Source organism: Peteryoungia wuzhouensis (assembly GCF_003205195.1).
In the GTDB taxonomy this organism is placed as follows: domain Bacteria; phylum Pseudomonadota; class Alphaproteobacteria; order Rhizobiales; family Rhizobiaceae; genus Allorhizobium; species Allorhizobium wuzhouense.
The window spans coordinates 309,799-326,761 of record NZ_QJRY01000002.1; the positions used below are offsets into that span (position 1 = coordinate 309,799).

The 16,963-nt window shown below is 61.3% G+C and carries 16 protein-coding genes and 1 riboswitch; of the genes, 7 read left to right on the forward strand and 9 right to left on the reverse strand.

All coding sequences use genetic code 11. The features are described 5' to 3' along the window. Positions 1–36 precede the first annotated feature (36 nt). The 3 genes from DMY87_RS07365 (at position 37) to DMY87_RS07375 (ending at position 2,761) form a co-directional block, all read left to right on the forward strand. Positions 37–783, forward strand: a complete 747-nt coding sequence (locus tag DMY87_RS07365) for a helix-turn-helix transcriptional regulator (RefSeq protein ID WP_110790643.1) — start codon at positions 37–39, stop codon at positions 781–783. 123 nt (positions 784–906) lie between these two features. Continuing rightward, the gene (locus DMY87_RS07370) at positions 907–1,548 is read left to right on the forward strand and encodes an acyl-homoserine-lactone synthase (protein ID WP_110790644.1); all 642 of its coding nucleotides are present in this window, start codon (positions 907–909) and stop codon (positions 1,546–1,548) included. 142 nt (positions 1,549–1,690) lie between these two features. Beyond that, positions 1,691–2,761: a DUF2865 domain-containing protein gene (locus DMY87_RS07375; RefSeq protein ID WP_110790645.1), complete on the forward strand. Its 1,071-nt coding sequence runs from the start codon at positions 1,691–1,693 to the stop codon at positions 2,759–2,761. Positions 2,762–2,767: 6 nt separating this feature from the next. Here DMY87_RS07375 and bluB read toward each other — a convergent pair whose 3' ends face one another. The 4 genes from bluB to DMY87_RS07395 all read right to left on the reverse strand — a co-directional run bounded on the left by bluB (position 2,768) and on the right by DMY87_RS07395 (position 6,622). Beyond that, positions 2,768–3,469, reverse strand: a complete 702-nt coding sequence (gene bluB, locus DMY87_RS07380) for a 5,6-dimethylbenzimidazole synthase (protein ID WP_110790646.1) — start codon at positions 3,467–3,469, stop codon at positions 2,768–2,770. Positions 3,470–3,513: 44 nt separating this feature from the next. Beyond that, positions 3,514–3,706, reverse strand: a riboswitch (cobalamin riboswitch). Between the two features lie 39 nt (positions 3,707–3,745). Next, positions 3,746–4,582 (reverse strand): TolB family protein, encoded by an 837-nt coding sequence (locus DMY87_RS07385; protein ID WP_110790647.1) that lies wholly within the window; start codon positions 4,580–4,582, stop codon positions 3,746–3,748. Between the two features lie 19 nt (positions 4,583–4,601). Further along, on the reverse strand, positions 4,602–4,943 hold the full coding sequence (locus DMY87_RS07390; protein ID WP_133253007.1) for a hypothetical protein: 342 nt from the start codon (positions 4,941–4,943) through the stop codon (positions 4,602–4,604). Continuing rightward, complete coding sequence (locus DMY87_RS07395) at positions 4,943–6,622, reverse strand: NAD+ synthase (protein ID WP_110790649.1); 1,680 nt, start codon at positions 6,620–6,622, stop codon at positions 4,943–4,945. The genes DMY87_RS07390 and DMY87_RS07395 overlap by 1 nt, the downstream gene beginning before the upstream one ends. Positions 6,623–6,823: 201 nt before the next feature. Here DMY87_RS07395 and DMY87_RS07400 point away from each other — a divergent pair, with 201 nt between their 5' ends. After that, positions 6,824–8,755: an LTA synthase family protein gene (locus DMY87_RS07400; RefSeq protein ID WP_110790650.1), complete on the forward strand. Its 1,932-nt coding sequence runs from the start codon at positions 6,824–6,826 to the stop codon at positions 8,753–8,755. A gap of 216 nt (positions 8,756–8,971) precedes the next feature. Beyond that, a complete protein-coding gene (locus DMY87_RS07405; RefSeq protein WP_110790651.1) occupies positions 8,972–9,865 on the forward strand; it encodes a hypothetical protein in 894 nt (297 codons plus the stop codon). A 15-nt stretch (positions 9,866–9,880) separates the two neighbouring features. Here DMY87_RS07405 and DMY87_RS07410 read toward each other — a convergent pair whose 3' ends face one another. Both DMY87_RS07410 and DMY87_RS07415 read right to left on the reverse strand, forming a co-directional pair. Next, a complete protein-coding gene (locus tag DMY87_RS07410; RefSeq protein WP_110790652.1) occupies positions 9,881–10,279 on the reverse strand; it encodes a GFA family protein in 399 nt (132 codons plus the stop codon). Positions 10,280–10,362: 83 nt separating this feature from the next. Then, positions 10,363–11,739: a class II 3-deoxy-7-phosphoheptulonate synthase gene (locus tag DMY87_RS07415; RefSeq protein WP_110790653.1), complete on the reverse strand. Its 1,377-nt coding sequence runs from the start codon at positions 11,737–11,739 to the stop codon at positions 10,363–10,365. Positions 11,740–11,982: 243 nt separating this feature from the next. Between DMY87_RS07415 and DMY87_RS07420 the strand changes: the two genes are divergently transcribed. Beyond that, a complete protein-coding gene (locus DMY87_RS07420; RefSeq protein ID WP_110790654.1) occupies positions 11,983–12,855 on the forward strand; it encodes an alpha/beta hydrolase family protein in 873 nt (290 codons plus the stop codon). A 471-nt stretch (positions 12,856–13,326) separates the two neighbouring features. Here the strand turns inward: DMY87_RS07420 and gor are convergent, their stop codons facing one another. The 3 genes from gor to rpiA all read right to left on the reverse strand — a co-directional run bounded on the left by gor (position 13,327) and on the right by rpiA (position 16,090). After that, positions 13,327–14,715, reverse strand: coding sequence for a glutathione-disulfide reductase (gene gor / locus DMY87_RS07425; RefSeq protein ID WP_110790655.1), 1,389 nt, complete (start codon positions 14,713–14,715; stop codon positions 13,327–13,329). 116 nt (positions 14,716–14,831) lie between these two features. Continuing rightward, complete coding sequence (locus DMY87_RS07430; protein ID WP_110790656.1) at positions 14,832–15,371, reverse strand: DUF2059 domain-containing protein; 540 nt, start codon at positions 15,369–15,371, stop codon at positions 14,832–14,834. Positions 15,372–15,388: 17 nt separating this feature from the next. Further along, a complete protein-coding gene (gene rpiA, locus DMY87_RS07435) occupies positions 15,389–16,090 on the reverse strand; it encodes a ribose-5-phosphate isomerase RpiA (RefSeq protein WP_110790657.1) in 702 nt (233 codons plus the stop codon). A 139-nt stretch (positions 16,091–16,229) separates the two neighbouring features. On the opposite strand from rpiA, the gene DMY87_RS07440 reads away from it, so the two are divergent. Then, positions 16,230–16,913, forward strand: a complete 684-nt coding sequence (locus DMY87_RS07440; protein ID WP_425353474.1) for an HAD family hydrolase — start codon at positions 16,230–16,232, stop codon at positions 16,911–16,913. Positions 16,914–16,963 lie beyond the last annotated feature (50 nt).

Below are 16,963 nucleotides of genomic sequence, written 5' to 3' on the forward strand. Positions count from 1 at the left end.
CCCGAAATTGTATCCCTGAGAATCTAGGGTCATTCGATGGGGCAAGAGGGCGTGTATTTCGACCTGCTGGACTGGCTCGACCAACAGGAGCGGTTCGAACCATCTGCCTTTCTGCAAAAGATCCAGGCTGGCTATCGGACAGGTGCCATCATCTATGTGGATGGGATTGTCGGCTCCGAACGGCTGAAACTGCACAGGCTCGTGCACAGCAGACCGAGTGACACAGCAAGGACGGCGAGACTTCTGCTGGAACGCCCGTTTCGTGATCAGCTCCTGCAGGTCCTTTCCGAACTCGAACCCGTGCAGGTGGATTTTGGCCCTCTCTCCACGCCCCCTGCTGCAGGTCGACCCGGCGCCGACGTAAACGCACACATCGGCGTGGGCTACCCCCTGCTGTCTTACCCCGGACGGCGTGCCGGCCTTCTGATCGAAGCCGCAGGCGATCAGGAGCAATGGAGAGAGTGGCGCAGGCTCAACGATCGCGATGTCGCAAGCCTTGGCGGACGTCTTCACGCACGGCTCGCCAAGTCTGCTCAACCCAAACCTCACAGGCGCCGGACAAAAACGCTGCTCACGCGCCGTGAAAGTGAGACGCTGGCTTGGATCGCCGCCGGCAAGAGCTACTGGGAAGCGGCGATTATCCTCGGCATCACGGAGCGGACCGTCCGCTATTTCATGGCCAACGCGCGCCACAAGCTGGATGTCGTCAACAATGCCCAGGCGGTAGCAGAAGCTGTCTGGCAGGGCCTCATTCCCCGCTTTACGGACCGTCCCACCGGTTGACGACAATCAGGGCAAACCATCATATCATAGATTGCATTCAACAAAGCTGTCGCCACCGCCAGTTTCAGTCACTCTACCTCCCCGTCATGCTGTCCGCTCCAACGATAATTCAAGGAGTTCAGCATGATCCGGATCATCAACGGCGCCCGGCGCCATCAATTTCCCACTGACATTGATGCCATGCACAGGTTGCGCAAACGGGTGTTCCACGACCTTCTGCGCTGGGACGTGCAGGTGCATGACGCCTGGGAGATCGACCACTATGACCGCGCGAACCCGATCTACGTCCTGTCCTATGGCGACAACGGGTCGTTAAGAGGTGCGCTGCGGCTGCTCCCGACCCTTGGGCCAAACATGCTGGACGACACCTTTCCGCAATTGCTCGGCGCAGGCCCCGAAATCCGCAGCGCCGCGATCTGGGAATCCAGCCGCTTCTGCATCGATCCGGAGATCTCTCAGGACCGCGCAAACAACCAGGTGACGATTGCCGCTGCCGAACTGATGTGCGGCGTGGGTGAACTCGGCCTCGCCTCCGGCCTCAGCCACATCGTCACCGTCACCGACGTTTTCCTGGAACGTATGTTCAAGCGCATGGGCTGCCCAGGGGAGCGCATCGCCGATCCGCAGCGCATCGGCTCCGTGCAGGCCGTGGCGGTGTCCTGGGACGTAAGCCAAGATCTGCTGGAGCGGATGAAGGCTGTTGCCACCATCGACGGCAGCGTGTTGGAGCAGCCGATGACACTCGCATCGGCCCGCGCCGCCTGAAGCGAGGAGCGGCCGGCGGTTGGCCGCCCCGGTCGCTCTCTTCCCTGTCATTTTACTTTGTCATCAAGTGCCGTATTGTACAGGAACTGCATACAAGGTCGCGTACCGACAGCCCCCCAGTCGGAGCCACCCAGTCGGAGCCATGGATTCACTGACCAGATTGCTCGGCCCACTGATCGCCGTCGCCTTTCTTGCGACATCTCTGGCGGACGCCGCTGCCGCGTCGCTGGCGTGCGAGAGGCTGCGCGACAGATTGGCTTCGGTTGATCGGTCGGTCTCGTCCGATGACATCAATCGTTATGCCGGCGCCATTGCGCAGCAGAATCTCGAACTTCGCAAAGCCCGCCAGGACCAGCGGCGGCTCCGCTGCCTCACCTCTTCGATCACGACCATCCGCGCCGATGGCGGCAGCGATTGCGGCGATCTCGCCAAAGCTCTGAGCCGGATGGAAAGCAACAAGCAAATTCTGACCGGCAAGCTGGTGGAACTGCGCGAACGGCTGGGAGCCGCCGAGGCCGCACGCCTTGAACAGGCCCTCACCGACAACGGCTGCAATGGCGAAGGCACGCTTGCCTCGACCCCGGACGAACCTCAACGGGTACCTTATCTCGATACGCTGCCTGAGCCTTATCGGCCGGATCGCGCGGGTGAAGCCGCAGCCTCCTTCCGTCCGACAATCGGCATTCTGCCGTCGGGCGACGTCCGAACTCTGTGCGTGCGCACCTGTGACGGCGGCTTCTTTCCCATTTCCTCGCGAACATCGGCGATGAACTTCGCCCGCGACGCGGCGCAATGCCAGCAAATGTGCCCTGGCGTGGAGACCGAACTTTTCTTCCATTCGGCGACCTCAGGCGAAACCTCCGATATGGTTTCGGCCGTGACCGGTCAGTCCTACCGTGACATGCCGAATGCTTTCGTCTACCGCACACGCCGACCGGCCGAAGATCCCCAATGCCGGTGCGATCTCGCGCGCTACCACCAGCGGATGACCCCGCGGCCCGCAGTTTCCGACTATCAATCCTCGATCGTCACCATCAAGCCGCAACAGGCAGCCACGAGACAGACCTCCGCACCGGCGCCAGCCCCCGAGCGCGAACTGGATGCGTCCGCATTGAACGTGCGCCGCGTTGGCCCGGTCTTCCTGCCGACGCAGTCCGATGAGATCGACCTGCGCAAACCGGCAGCACCGGGACCACAGCCGCTTCAGGAATAGCGAAGATCAGCCGCCATGACGCCCCTCGCCGTCAGGCCATCGCTCCTCGAAGACCAGATCATCCAGAGCGAGACGTCTGCGCCAGCCTTTCACCTCCAGCTCCGGTGAAGCGTAGAGTTCGTTCACAAAGCCAAGGCAGAGATATCCGATGATCTCGACACGCTCGGGAATGCCCAGGATCGCCTTGACCTCCGTCTCATGGAAGATGCTGACCCAACCGACGCCCACACCTTCGGCACGCGCGGCAAGCCAAAGGTTCTGGATGGCACAGACGGTGGAATAGGCATCCATGCGCGGATTGTGCGTGCGACCGAGCACAACGGGGCCAGCCCGATCAGGATCGCAGGTGACGCAGATATTGAGCGGTGCCTTGCGGATACCCTCAAGTTTCAAGGATCGATATGCCTGCTGGCGCTCACCGGAAAACAGCGCGGCGGCTTCGTGATTGGCCTTGTCGAAGGCACCCCAGATCGCCTCGCGCTGGGCGCGGCTGCGGATCAGAAGAAAGTTCCATGGCTGCATGAAACCGACCGAAGGCGCAGCGTGTGCAGCCGACAGCAGGCGCCGGACGAGATCGTCGGGCAAGGGATCAGGCAGGAATTGGTCGCGCACATCGCGACGGGTTTCTATGGCGCGGTAGACGGCATCCTTCTCCGCATCGGAAAAGGCATTGGCCCGGACGAGGGCCTCGTTCGACAAGTCGTGCATGCTGTTGTCTCCAACACAGCGCAATCGCCCGCCGTCCACGCGGGCAAGGTCTATCGTATCAGGCCGGTCTTCTGACTCGGCTTCGACCGTCTTGTGCCGCCTTCCCGGTACATCGACCAGTGGCTGGGTTTCCCCTTGGCACAGACATCCGCCTCACAGCGCTGGGCACGTCCCGGAATTGCACCGGCTTCCCGATTCTCCCGCCTGTCGGCAGGCACCTGACGCCGGAGTTCTACCTCAGGTCAGGCGGGCCGCCCAGAGCCAAATGCGACACCATCAGTCCGTGGTCTGGAAGTAGCGGACAAAGGCGAAGGCTGCTCCATCGGGAGACCAGTTGGGGACATTGATGCTGCCCTGCCCGCCGAAGAATTCGATGAGAGTCTCCACATTGCTGCCATCGGCATCCATCAGCCGCAGCCGGACCTGCTTGTCGCGCGGATGACCCGTCACGTCGGCATCATAGGAGAGGAACAATACCTTGCTTCCGTCAGGCGACGGATGCGGAAACCAGTCGCCATAGCCGTCCGAGGTCAACTGTTGCAGATCGGACCCATCGGTGCGCATCCGCCAGATCTGCATGGTGCCGGTGCGGCTGGAGTTGAAATAGATCCACTGACCGTCAGCCGAATAGTCCGGCCCGTCATTGTGCCCCTCGCCATGTGTCAGCCGCCGCTCGGGTCCGCCCTTGATCGAGATCGTGTAGATGTCGAACACGCCACCTCGGTCACCACAATAGGCAAGTTCCTTCCCGTCCGGCGACCAGCCATGCCAGTAGGACGGCATCTTGTCGGTGACCTGGCGCGGCTCGTCACCGCCATCCCCCAGCAGGTAGATGCAGGATTTTCCGTAGAGCGTATGGTCCGAAAAGGCGATCGACGCGCCATCCGGGGAAATGCCGTGATCGTTGTTGAGGCGGACGGCAAAGCCCGTATCGATCGGCTCCGGCTCCGGCTCGTCCTCGTCGAGCGACAGCGCGTAGAGAAGACCGTCGCCGTTGACGACGAGAAACTCGCCGTCCCGCGACCAGTTCGGCGCCTCCACGAGGTCGTCCGTCTGCCAGACGACCTCGCATTCGCGTGTGGCCATATCGAAAATCTCGACCGAGCTGCGCATCATGGTCTCCCTGAAAGTATCAATCGACGACCGGGCGATCTTCGATCGCCTGCCGCAGCTTGGCGAGGATCGCCCGCCCCGTTCGTTCGTGGTGAGCGGACCGCCATTCGGTGTAGAAGCCCCAGGCCATGCTGACGATCAACGTCAGGAAACCAATGCCAAGTATCTTGAAACTCCCATCCCACAGACCATAGCAGCCTATCACCACGGAAGGGAAAAAGTAGGCGGCGCCCGAGAGCGTCCGGTAGAAACCACTGTCCTGGTGACCATCCGCCGCAACAGCAAAAATGTAGCCGCGTTCTTCCGCTGTAAATTCCGGCATTGGTGTCCGAGGCTCGCTGTCCCCCATTCCCACGCTCATCAGCGATCCCGGAACCTGTTCGTGATCGGATAGCGACGATCGCGCCCGAAATTCTTCTTGGTAATCTTCACCCCCGGCGCCGACTGCCGACGTTTGTATTCTGCAAGATAGAGCAGATGCTCGACCCGGTGCACGGTCGCAATGTCATGGCCGCGCGCCACGATTTCATCAACGCCCATTTCCTTCTCCACCAGGCATTCGAGGATGTCGTCGAGCACCGGATAGGGCGGCAGCGAATCCTGATCCGTCTGGTTGGGGCGCAGTTCGGCCGAAGGTGCCTTTGACAGGATATTGGCCGGGATGACCTCGCCCGACGGACCGAGCGCACCCGGCGGAACATGTCCATTGCGCCAGGCCGACAGCCCATAGACCTGCATCTTGTAGAGGTCCTTGATGGGGTTGAAGCCGCCATTCATGTCCCCGTAAAGCGTCGCATAGCCGACAGACATTTCCGACTTGTTGCCGGTGGTGACGACCATCGAGCCGAACTTGTTCGACACGGCCATCAGGATGGTCCCACGCGTGCGGCTCTGCAGGTTCTCTTCGGTGATCCCGCTTTCGGTGCCCTCGAACATTTCGGACAGCGCCGAGAGGAAACCTTCGACCGGATCGGAGATCGGCACGATGTCATAGTGGCAGCCGAGCGCCTTGGCGCAAGCTTCGGCATCCGCAAAGCTCTCCTCGGAAGTATAGCGATAGGGCAGCATCAGCGTGCGCACCCGCTCTTCGCCGAGCGCATCGACCGCGATCGCCGCACATAGAGCCGAGTCGATGCCGCCAGACAGCCCCAGCACCACGCTCTTGAAGCCGTTCTTGTTGACGTAGTCGCGGAAACCCAGCACGCAGGCGCGATAATCCGCCTCCTCATGCTCCGGAATGCGCGACATCGGACCGCCGTCACAGCGCCAGCCATCGGGCATGCGCTTCCAGGTGGTCACCGAAAGCGTCTCCTCGAACTGGCTCATCTGGAAGGCAAGCGATTTGTCGCCATTGAAGGCGAAGCTCGCACCGTCGAACACCAGTTCGTCCTGTCCACCGAGCTGGTTGGCGAACACGAGCGGCAGGCCCGTCTCGATCACCTGACGCAGCGCCACCTGGTGGCGCACATCGACCTTGCCGCGATAATAGGGCGAACCATTGGGCACAAGCAGGATTTCCGCCCCGGTCTCCGCCAGCGTCTCGCAGATGCCCAGATCGTTCCAGATCTCCTCGCAGATCGGCACGCCGATGCGCACGCCACGAAAATTCACCGGCCCGGGCATCTCGCCTTCAACGAACACGCGCTTCTCATCGAACTCGCCGTAGTTCGGCAGGTCAATCTTGTCGCGGAAGGCAAGGATCTTGCCGCCATCGAGGATGGCGACGGAATTGTGGCGCCCTTTGTCGCCCTGACGCGGGAAACCGACGATCACTCCTGGCCCGCCATCGGCGGTGTCGGCGGCAAGCGCTTCCACGGCCTGCATGCAGGCCTTTAGAAAAGCCGGCTTCAACACCAGGTCCTCAGGCGGATAGCCGGAAATGAACAGCTCCGTCAGGAGCAGCAGATCGGCCCCCTGCCCAGCTGCCTCGGCGCGCGCGGCGCGCGCCTTCGCGAGATTGCCGGTGACGTCGCCAACCGTGGGATTGAACTGTGCCACCGCAATTCGCAGGACGTCGGAAATCTTCTTTGTATCGCTCATGACACCGATTTAGCCGCTCGTCCGCCCAATCGCAATGTCGCTTTGCTCTGTCGGGGCACCGCAGCCACCGCTCGCGCTCAGGAGACCACGGGAAATTCTGGGAACAAAGCTTTCTTGATCACGGTTCATGTAGCATTCATGACACTTATGTGACACCTATGCGAACCTTTCACGACATCTGCCCAAGACCTGGAGTTCGAAGTGGTCCAGTCCAGCCCGAAATCGCTTGTCGCGAACATCTTTAGCGCGTTTGGCGCGACACGCGAGCGAGAGCTCGGAAGCTCCTGGATCGCCCAACTTATCGTCCAGTGGATCAACACGGCGTTGATTGCCGCGGCGATCGTTTTGCTGAGCGAGATTCTGGCACGCGGCAGCATGATCGACGTCGTGGAATACATGACTTCGACAAGCCGCCCCGGGCTGGTTGCCGTAGGCGTCATCTTCCTGATTCTCGCCTTCACCGATGCGATCATCGGTAAGGGCTACCAATCTGTGCTCTTCGTCGGCCCACTTCTGCTCCTGCCGGCCTTCTTCTCGGGACAGAAGCAGCTTTTCCTGTCGGATCCGCTGTTTCCAAGCGACCTGCTCTTCGGTCGCCAGATCATGGAACTCCTGCCAGCTATGGTGGCAGCAGAACCCATGAAGGCGGTTGGCCTGGCGGTCGCAAGCCTTGCCTTCATTGTTGCCCTGTTCGCGCTGATCTGGAAGAGCCGCAAAGTTTTCCCACGCCTCAACCTCGTCGGTCGCGGCATGCGCCTCGCGCTTTCCTTCCCCTTGCTCGCCGGCTTCATCTCCCTGATGGACCCCATGGCGTTCTCGGCTGTGCGCGACCGGTTGAACATCGTTCCGATGATGTGGGACCAGAAGGAAAATTATCGCCACAACGGCTTTCTGATGGCGTTTGCCTTCAATGTGCCGATGGCCCGCATCAGCGCCCCCGATGGCTACAGCCAGCCGGCCATCACAGACATTCCTTCAGACCGCGTTCCCGCCTCCTTCTACTCCGGCCGCCAGGCCGACGTGATCGTGGTGATGAGCGAGAGCCTCTGGGATCCGACCCGCCTCACCAGCGTCCGCTATTCCGAAGACCCGATGCCGACCATCCGTGCAGCCACGTCGGGCAACATGTTCTCCCCGGAATTCGGCGGCATGACGGCCAATGTCGAGTTCGAGGCACTGACCGGTTTCTCCAACGCCTTCCTGCCCTATGGCAGCATCCCGTATCAGCAATACATCCGCCGGCCACTGCCCTCGCTCGCCACCTTCTTTGAATCGAAGGGTTACGTGACAAAGGCTTTCCATCCCTTCCAGAGCTGGTTCTGGAACCGGCAGAACGTCTACCAGGCGCTCGGTTTCCAGCAGTTCCGTTCGGAAGAAAACATGCCGACGATGGACAAGCGCGGCATTTTCGCCTCGGACGATGCCCTGACGCGTTACATCATCAAGGAAGCAGACAACACCGAAGCGCCGTTCTTCTTCTTTGCCGTCACCCTCCAGGGCCATGGCCCCTACGAAGAGCACCGCTATGCGAAGAACACGGTCGAGGTGGATGCTCCGACCCTGTCGGACGCTCCGACCAAGACACTCGCGACCTACACGCAAGGCGTCAAGGAAGCCGACCAGAGCCTGAAGATGCTGATGGACTGGGCAAAGAAGCGCCGCCGTGAAACCATCATCGTGATGTTTGGCGACCACCTGCCGCCGCTCGGCGAAGTCTATACCCAAAGCGGTTACATGCCGAACGTCGTGGCCACCCGCAAGGCATCGGTACCGACGATGAAGCGCGAGCACGAGACACCGCTTGTCGTGTGGTCGTCCAAGCGCGGCGTGCAGAAGGACATCGGCTCGGTCAGCCCCTCGCAGCTGCCGCATGTGGTGGTCCGCCTTGCCGGCTACCGTCACCCCTACTACACCGGCGTGCTGGGTCGCGTGGCCGAGCGCTATACGGTCGTCGACAGACACCAGTTGATCGGTCGCAACGCCAAGTCTCAGGCCGACTGGTCTCTCGCCGGCACAGTAGATCCGCTCATCCGCGACTATCGCATGCTTCAGCATGACGTCATGTTTGGAGAAGGTTATGGCCTGCCGCGTTTCTTCCCGGAACAGGCATTGCGGCTGCAACCGAACAGCTAAGACACACTGAAGGCTCCTCGTCCCAACAGCTTGTTATTGATACCGCAAATTTGAAGTAGCGGATGTCTTGCGACATCCGCGAATTTGCGGCATAGACTTTTTTTGTTCAGTCGTTTGCAGCGCTTGACAGTATTTGAGTTGCTTTACTGCAATCCCTTTTGACCGGACAGCCGTTTTTAAATGACAATAGTCAGGAATGTGAAGCAGAGCTGTGCCATGCCGTCACTGACGCGTGCCGAAATCGCGGCCCATCCGCTCTTTCCCTCGATCGAAAAACAGATCGCCCAGCATCTGATTGGAATTCATTTGCGGACGCCGCGGATGTCGCGACTGAAGGCATCGCATCGCAAGTGGCTGATGACACAGTCGCTGTTTGCGCTCGCGTTGCGTCGTACGCCTGACGATCCGCTGTCGGGCCTGACGGCGACCCGCTTTGTCGAAACCGTGATGCGGCTCGGGGCCGCGAGCCGGAACACGGCGACCGGATATCTCGCAGAACTCGTCGCCTACAAGTTTCTCCGGGACGTTCCGGATGTGCCGGACAAACGCGTGCGCGTGTTGGAAGCCACGGAACTCAGCCTTGGCGGCATGCGCAGCTGGTTCAACGGCCACATGGCCTGCCTTGATCGTCTCGACGGTGGCACGCGCGAACAGACCTCGATCGACCATGAAACGATTTTCGTGCTGGCCCAGCCACGAGCTGCCGACATGCTCGTCGACGATCCGCTCTGGCGGGATCCTCCGGACTCGATCGGTCACTTCCTTTGGTCCGATCTTGGCGGCATGATCCTCCACGATCTCGTCGCCCGTCTCGACAGCGTCGATCGCCAGGCGCCCCGGGTCCTTGCCGGCCCGGTGACCCTGGCCGAACTGAGCGACGTCTACCAGGTCTCGGCAACCAACCTGAAACGGATGTTCAAGAAGGCAGAGACCGACGGATTGCTCGGCTGGGAACTGCCTCGCCGCCGTGGCAGTCTGTGGCTTGGCCAGTCTTTCCTTGAAGACTATTTCACATGGCAGTCCGCCAAGTTCGCGGCTCTCGAACTTGCCTATCACGAGGCTTGCCGCGAACTCGGGATCAGCGCCGAGACAAACGTCGTCGCAGCCTAAGCCATAACGACAGCATCAGCTCCGGCTGGCCGCGAACTTTGGCAACCCGTCATTGATCTCATAGAAATCGCCCTTGTCGGCGCAATAGATGTGATAGCCGCCCGCAAGCCCTGTCGGCGCTTCAAAGAGCCCTGCCATCAGCGACACCGTCTTTTCTCCATCGCCCTTCCAGAACAGGGCCGAGCCGCAGGTTCGGCAGAAGGCGCGTTCGGCTCCGGGGCTTGCCCGATAGCGGCTGATATTCTCCTCTCCCGCGATCGTGACGTCATCGACGGCAACATTGGTTGTCGCGTAGTACAATCCGGTTTGGCGACGGCACTGGCTGCAGTGACAGTAGCCGACAGATCCGAGCTCGCCCGTGACGGTGACCTCGACCGCACCACAGAGGCATTTTCCGAAAATATTCCTGGCCATCAACGCCCTCCTGGCAAAACGATTTCGGGCGAGCTTCGTAGAAGCCCGCCCGATCGTCAAACTCGGAAAACTGAAGCTTGGTTTCAGCCGTTCGCAACCATCATGCGCTTTTCGTCTCGACCACCCTTCATCCGCTCGGCAAGCAGGAAGGCCAGTTCGAGGGCCTGATCGGCGTTGAGACGCGGATCGCAATGGGTGTGGTAGCGATCCTGCAGATCCTCGGCCGACACCGCACGCGCGCCACCGGTGCATTCGGTCACGTCCTTGCCGGTCATCTCGATATGGATGCCGCCCGGATGCGAGCCTTCGGCACGGTGGATCTGGAAGAAGCTCTCAACTTCCGACAGGACACGCTCGAAGGGACGGGTCTTGTAGTTGTTGAGCGTGATCGTGTTGCCATGCATCGGGTCACAGGACCAGACAACCTTGCGACCCTCGCGCTCGACGGCGCGAATGAGGCGCGGCAGGTGCTCGGCCACCTTGTCGTGACCGAAACGGCAGATCAGCGTCAACCGGCCCGCTTCGTTCTGCGGGTTCAGGATGTCGATCAGGTTCAAGAGATCGTCCGCCTGCAGCGACGGACCGCACTTGAGACCGATCGGGTTCTTGATCCCGCGGCAGTATTCCAGATGCGCGTGATCGGCCTGACGGGTACGGTCACCAATCCAGATCATGTGGCCGGAGGTGGCATACCAGTCGCCAGACGTGGAATCGACGCGGGTCAGTGCCTCTTCATAGCCGAGCAGCAGAGCTTCGTGGCTGGTGAAGAAATCGGTCTCGCGCAAGCTCGGATTGTTGTCCGACGTGATGCCGATGGCCTTCATGAAGTCCATGGTTTCGGAAATACGGTCGGCGAGCTTGCGGTAACGCTCAGCCTGCGGGCTATCCTTGATGAAACCGAGCATCCACTGGTGCACATTGTCGAGGTTGGCATAACCACCCATCGCGAAGGCGCGCAAGAGGTTCAGCGTCGCGGCCGACTGGCGATAGGCCATCAGCTGCCGTTCCGGGTTCGGAATGCGGGCATCCTCGGTGAACTCGATGCCGTTGATGATGTCGCCACGGTAGCTCGGCAGTTCCACGTCGCCGATCTTTTCCATGTCCGACGAACGCGGCTTGGCGAACTGGCCGGCGATACGGCCGACCTTGACCACCGGCAACTGTGCACCAAAGGTCAGAACGACAGCCATCTGCAGGAAGGCACGGAAGAAGTCGCGGATGTTGTCGGCGCCGTGTTCGGCAAAGCTCTCGGCGCAGTCACCGCCCTGCAGCAGGAAGGCATTGCCTTCCGCGACCTGGGCCAGCGACTTCTTCAGACGACGCGCTTCACCCGCAAAGACCAGCGGCGGATAGGAGGCGAGCTGCTGCTCGGCAGCCTTCAATGCATCCTGGTCCGGATAGGCCGGAACCTGCTTGATCGGCTTCTGCCGCCAGCTGTTCGGGGTCCAATTTTGCGCCATCGTCGTCACCTGTCTTGTACTGGAACTGCGGCAACCTCCCGGCCGCAAGGGATGGGGGCTTATAAACGGTTATCTAAGGGTTGGAAAGCCGAAGTTGAAGGGCTTTCGAACACATTCGCGACCCAACAGCTCCGACATCTCGCAGCCGTCACCGCACATGCGACAACACCGGGTGGGGACACGCCACTTGAATTGACCAGCACGTAAACGTAATCTGTGCGGGTCTGTGATGGGAGGATCCGGATGACACCGCATGACGCCGCACCGCCACCGGAAAAGCGTGATCTCGTCATCACCACTGCAGATGGCTTTCCGATTTCGGCCACGCTTTTCTCAGGGACAGGTAAGGGGCCGCTTGCTCTCATATCCGCTGCGGCCGCGGTCCCCCGTGGCTTTTATGCGCGTTTTGCCGTGCATCTGGTGCAAGACCACGGCTTTCGCGCCGCCCTCACCTACGATTACCGTGGCGTTTCGGGTTCCACTGCGCCATCGGACTGGCGCCGACCACTGCTGATGCGCGACTGGGCCCATTTCGACATGCCGGCCGCCCTGAAGAGGCTGGAAGCAGAGGCGCCCGGCCATCCGGTCGTGGGCATAGGCCAATCCTTCGGAGGGCAGGTCCTGGCGCTGGGAGGCTGCTCGGATCGCTTTCAACGGTATCTGATGGTCGCGACCATGACGGGCTATTGGGGCAACACGAAAACTCGCTACCGCGTTTTCAGCCAGATGAACCTGATCGGCGTGCCGCTCGCGCTCTTGCTGGGTAAGGTCCCTGGCCAGGTTGGGCTTGGACAGACCCTGCCCGGCACAGTTTTCCGTGAATGGGCCCGCTGGGGTCGCCATCCCGAATATTTCTTTGCCGATCAGACCATGGATGCGGTTCGCCGTTTCGGCGAAGTCGAAACGCCTATCCTGGCCCTCGGCATGACTGACGACCCCTGGGGCACGCCGCGCGCCCAGCATGCCCTGCTGAAATACTACCACCGCGCGCCGACAGAAATACGCTGGCTCTCACCGGAAGAGGCCGGCGGCCCCATCGGTCATCTGGGTTTCTTCCGGTCGCAGTTCCGCGACACCCTCTGGCAGCCCGCCATCGAATGGCTGCAGCAGAGCTGAGACGTTGCACTGCACCCAAGTTACCCACAGTTTCCACAGGCGGGCAGCTTGCAAGCGCAACACGGGAACTTGCTGTCCACTCGGGTGAGTCGCATCATCAACGGTCTCCGAATACCGCAGCGCCGGACACGTCCGGTATCCTGCGACCAGCTTCACGCAAGCCTCAATGGCTACCCGCCATTGTGGGGGCAGTGCAGTGAGTTGGGAAGCCGTTGGTTTCTCGCGTTGATCATGAGGATCATTGTGATGGCGTATGATTGGAGTGGCGTACAGGCCCGTCGGAACCGCAGGTTGCGGTTTGCCTTATTGTCCCTGCTGGCGTTGGCCCTGTTCACGGCCCCGATCGTCGCCACAGAGTTCATCCAGCATTTTTGAGAGCGCGCCGGTACGGGAATAATCCCCAGGCTGAGCCCGCAGTGGATAAAGGCCCGCCGGATGCGTCAGCACCAATTGGCGGGCCTTTCCGCGTTATCAGACACGCTCCCCGTTTTTCACCCGGTAGCTCGGGCTATACATCGTGACGAGTTCCTCTGCCGCCGTCGGATGCACGGCCATGGTCCGGTCGAAATCGTCCTTGGTGCAGCCCGCTTTCAGCGTGATCCCGAGAAGCTGGGCCATCTCGCCGGCATCATGTCCGAGGATATGGGCGCCGACGACCTTGCGGTCGGCGGCATTGACGATCAGCTTCATGATCATCTTCTCGGCACGCCCCGAAAGCGTGGCCTTCATCGGCCGGAATTGCGCACGGTAGACCTCGATCTCGTCGAATTTCTTCGCAGCCTGCTCTTCCGAAAGGCCGACAGTGCCGATTTCCGGCTGCGAAAACACGGCCGTCGCAATCAGCTCGTGGTCCGGTGACGTCGGATTACCCTTGTACTCCGTCTCGATGAAGCACATCGCCTCATGGATCGCGACAGGCGTCAACTGCACCCGATCGGTGACATCTCCGAGCGCGAAAATGCTCGGCACATTGGTACGCGAATACCGATCGACGACGACGGCACCGCGCTCGTTGATCTCGACACCGGCGGCTTCAAGACCGAGCCCCGTCGTATTCGGATCCCTGCCGAGCGCCAGCATGACCTGCTCGACCACCAAAACGCCGTTCTTCATGGTTTCGACCTGAAGATTTCCGGCCGGTGATTTCTCCACCTTCTGAATATGGTCCTGGCAAAGGATGCGGATGCCCTTCGCCTCCATCGCCTCGTGCAGGCCGCGCCGCATATCCTGGTCGAATCGGCTGAGGATCTCCGCCCCCCGATAGATCAGCGTCGTCTCGACGCCGAGCCCGTGGAAGATATTGGCGAACTCCACCGCGATATACCCGCCGCCGGCAATCAGGATCGAGCGTGGCAGGGTCTCCAGATGGAAGGCCTCGTTCGACGAAATGCACAGCTCATGTCCAGGCAGAGATGCATGCGGATTCGGTGCGCCGCCGACTGCGATGATGATGCGCTCCGCCGAGACTTCCCGACCGGTCGCCACGAGCCGCACGCTGTGCGGCCCGGTGAGTTCCGCGCGGGTCTGCAGGATCTCGGCACCCGCCCCTTCTAGGCCCTTGCGATAGAGCCCTTCGAGCCGGTCGATCTCCTTATCCTTGGCCGCGATCAGCGCATGCCAGTCAAAGCGGCTCTCGCCGACGGTCCAGCCGAAGCCCGCTGCATCCTCGAAATGCTCGTGGAACTGTGAAGCATAGACGAAGAGTTTCTTCGGTACGCAGCCGCGGATCACGCAGGTGCCACCAAACCGATACTCCTCGGCGATGGCGACCTTCTTGCCCATCGCGGCGGCAAGCCGCGCGCTGCGAACCCCGCCGGATCCGCCCCCGATTACGAACAGATCATAGTCGAACTGGGTCATGCGTTTTGCTCCTGCGCTTGGCGGCTTCGCCGAATGTCAGCCTGATATAGGAGGCCGGGGCCAAAAAAGAAAAGCCCGGGACGATGCCCGGGCTCGAGAATTCAACAGGGAAGCAATCAGGGCTTCGGCGCCTCGGCGGCCGGCTGGGTTGCCTGCACTTCTTTCAGAAGCGCGTCGTTCGACTGCTTTTCCAGATCGCGTGCAATGCCCGAGGTCCAGATGTCGGCAGCCTTCAGCAATTCGCGCGTGGCGATCGGGCCGTCCTTGAGCAGCTTCTTGCCGGCTTCGCTCGAATAGAAGGTGGTGATCGCCTGCAGCTCTTCCGGAGTGAAGGCCTTGGCATAGACGAGGGCGGCTTCGCGCTCCAGATCGGCGCGGCGGGTCGCAAGCTTCAGAGCTTCGGCTTCAACGGTCGAAGAAATCTGGTCCTGCAGGTTCGGATAAGCCTGAATGAGCTGAACCGTCAGGCGATCCATGATGTTCGGCAGGATGGCATCGAAACGATCGGTCACACCGAGTGCGTCGATCGCAGCGCGGGCTGCCTGCAGATGTTCCGGGGCAACGTCCTGTGCCTTGGCGGACATTGCGCCCAGCATGACGCTGCCGGCGACGATGGCGATCGAGGCGAAACGGCCCATACCCGAAATGCTGATCATGTAATTCTATGCTCCTGTTAGTTTTTCGGCTCCATCACGCGCGCTCCCGCCGGACCGGCGATGATCGCGAGGGATGCCAAGTTTATGAATAGGCCGTGTTCCACAACGCCGGGGATCGCATTGAGCTGTTCCGCCAACGCGTCTGCATCAGGAATGCGGCCAAAAGATGCGTCGAGAATGAGGTGACCGCCATCCGTCATGTAGAGGCTGTCATCGCTGCGCTTGCGTAAGGTGAGCGCACCGGAAAGGCCCAGTCTCGAGGCCAGAGCCTCGATGGCGATCTGGGTCGACACCTGGCCGAACGGATTGATTTCGATCGGCAGCGGAAAGGCGCCCAGCGTGTCGACGATCTTGGTTTCGTCGGCAATCACGATCATCCGGCTCGAGGCCGAAGCGACGATCTTCTCGCGCAAAAGCGCGCCGCCGCCGCCCTTGATCAACCGCAGCTGCGCGTCGATCTCGTCGGCGCCGTCGATCGTCAGGTCCAGTTCCGGCAATTCGTCGAGGGAGCGGAGCTGCACTCCAAGTTCCAGGCAAAGCCGGGCAGTGCGCTCGGACGTCGGAACACCTTCCACCTTCAGCCCGCCGGCCACCCGCTCCGCCAGCAGGCGCACGAATTCCTCTGCCGTGGAACCAGTGCCGATGCCAAGCCGCATGCCGTCTTCGACATGGGTCAGTGCCTCGGCTGCTGCCTTGATCTTCATTTCCCGGGCGTCCATGCGCCGAAAGCTCCCGTCTGTTGCGTCGAAAGCTGTTTACACGGCTCGTTCCACAAACGAAAGCCCCGCGACGGGGCCGACAATTGCCTTTTGCGGGGATTTCCCCTAACGCCGGACGGCAGATCGTTCAGCCCGGAGCATGACCTTGACCGCGACGACCATAGTCTTCGACCTCGACGGAACGCTGGTGGATACGGCACCGGACCTCGTCGCCAGCCTCAATCATACCATCGCGATCAAGAACCTTGCCCCTGTCGGCTATGAGGACCTGACCCATCTGGTCGGCCAAGGCGCCCGCGTCATGATCGCCCGCGCCTTTGCGCTGAGGGGCTCGCCGCTGGCAGACGACGAAATCCCTGCCCTGCTGGACCGCTTCATCGCCCACTACGCAGCCGGCATGCCGGGGCTCAGCCGCCCCTATCCGGGTCTCGTCGAGGCACTCGACCGCCTGCGCGACGCCGGCCACCTCTTGGCCGTCTGCACCAACAAGATGGAGGGTCTCGCGCGTCCCCTGATCGAAACGCTCGGCTTGACCAGATACTTTACAGCGATCACCGGCGGCGACACTTTTGCGGTGCGCAAGCCAGACGCCGCCCACCTGACCGGCACGATCGAACTGGCCGGCGGCGTAGCGCACAATGCGCTGATGATCGGCGACAGCATCAACGACATCCTGGCCGCCCGCAATGCAGGCATTCCGTCGATTGCGGTTCCCTTCGGCTATTCCGATGTCGCCGTCGAGACGCTGGGTGCCTCCACCGTCATCAGCCATTTCGACGAACTGACACCGGAACTCGTCGAGCGGTTGACAACCCGGGCCTGAAACGAAAATGGCGGGCCAAAGCCCGCCATATCATCGTTTCCAGACGCTCG

What these genes read in the sequence shown, in the direction of transcription:
- DMY87_RS07385 (WP_110790647.1), bottom strand. Translation starts at nt 4,582, where the DNA reads ATGCGCAGCTCGGTCGAGATTTTCGATATGGCCACACGCGAATGCGAG.
- gor (WP_110790655.1), bottom strand. Translation starts at nt 14,715, where the DNA reads ATGACCCAGTTCGACTATGATCTGTTCGTAATCGGGGGCGGATCCGGC.
- rpiA (WP_110790657.1), bottom strand. Translation starts at nt 16,090, where the DNA reads ATGGACGCCCGGGAAATGAAGATCAAGGCAGCAGCCGAGGCACTGACC.
- DMY87_RS07440 (WP_425353474.1), top strand. Translation starts at nt 16,230, where the DNA reads ATGACCTTGACCGCGACGACCATAGTCTTCGACCTCGACGGAACGCTG.
- DMY87_RS07420 (WP_110790654.1), top strand. Translation starts at nt 11,983, where the DNA reads ATGACACCGCATGACGCCGCACCGCCACCGGAAAAGCGTGATCTCGTC.
- DMY87_RS07365 (WP_110790643.1), top strand. Translation starts at nt 37, where the DNA reads ATGGGGCAAGAGGGCGTGTATTTCGACCTGCTGGACTGGCTCGACCAA.
- DMY87_RS07390 (WP_133253007.1), bottom strand. Translation starts at nt 4,943, where the DNA reads ATGAGCGTGGGAATGGGGGACAGCGAGCCTCGGACACCAATGCCGGAA.
- DMY87_RS07405 (WP_110790651.1), top strand. Translation starts at nt 8,972, where the DNA reads ATGCCGTCACTGACGCGTGCCGAAATCGCGGCCCATCCGCTCTTTCCC.
- DMY87_RS07415 (WP_110790653.1), bottom strand. Translation starts at nt 11,739, where the DNA reads ATGGCGCAAAATTGGACCCCGAACAGCTGGCGGCAGAAGCCGATCAAG.
- DMY87_RS07430 (WP_110790656.1), bottom strand. Translation starts at nt 15,371, where the DNA reads ATGATCAGCATTTCGGGTATGGGCCGTTTCGCCTCGATCGCCATCGTC.
- DMY87_RS07375 (WP_110790645.1), top strand. Translation starts at nt 1,691, where the DNA reads ATGGATTCACTGACCAGATTGCTCGGCCCACTGATCGCCGTCGCCTTT.
- DMY87_RS07395 (WP_110790649.1), bottom strand. Translation starts at nt 6,622, where the DNA reads ATGAGCGATACAAAGAAGATTTCCGACGTCCTGCGAATTGCGGTGGCA.
- DMY87_RS07410 (WP_110790652.1), bottom strand. Translation starts at nt 10,279, where the DNA reads ATGGCCAGGAATATTTTCGGAAAATGCCTCTGTGGTGCGGTCGAGGTC.
- DMY87_RS07370 (WP_110790644.1), top strand. Translation starts at nt 907, where the DNA reads ATGATCCGGATCATCAACGGCGCCCGGCGCCATCAATTTCCCACTGAC.
- bluB (WP_110790646.1), bottom strand. Translation starts at nt 3,469, where the DNA reads ATGCACGACTTGTCGAACGAGGCCCTCGTCCGGGCCAATGCCTTTTCC.